The organism is Bacillus sp. LR--39, assembly GCF_053613335.1.
On sequence record NZ_JBSIOT010001582.1, the window covers coordinates 1 to 521 of the forward strand.

At 46.1% G+C, this 521-nt stretch carries 1 protein-coding gene; it reads left to right on the top strand.

The window, feature by feature from the left end; all coding sequences use genetic code 11:
* Positions 1–521: aminotransferase class I/II-fold pyridoxal phosphate-dependent enzyme (locus tag ACWHAR_RS31915; RefSeq protein ID WP_452089031.1), on the top strand; the 521-nt coding region annotated here is incomplete at both ends.

A 521-nucleotide genomic window follows, 5' to 3' on the forward strand; every position in this document is an offset into this window, starting at 1 on the left:
GCTGCCGACTTTCTAATGCTGATACAGTTGTTTATCGGCATATTGATATGAATGATCTTGAAAACAAGCTGAATGAAACACAGCGTTATCAGCGCCGTTTTATCGTAACAGACGGGGTATTCAGCATGGATGGCACAATCGCCCCTCTTGATCAGATCATCTCACTTGCGAAACGCTATCATGCCTTCGTGGTCGTTGATGACGCCCACGCAACAGGAGTTTTAGGTGATTCGGGACGAGGAACGAGTGAATACTTTGGTGTTTATCCTGACATTGTGATCGGCACCTTAAGCAAAGCTGTTGGTACGGAAGGAGGTTTTGCGGCTGGATCAGCGGTCTTCATCGACTTTTTGCTGAACCATGCCAGAACATTTATCTTTCAAACCGCTATTCCGCCAGCCAGCTGTGCGGCTGCTCACGAGGCTTTCAACATCATTGAAGCCAGCAGGGAAAAACGACAGCTATTATTTTCTTATATCAGCATGATCAGAACCAGTTTGAAGAATATGGGTTATGTGGTG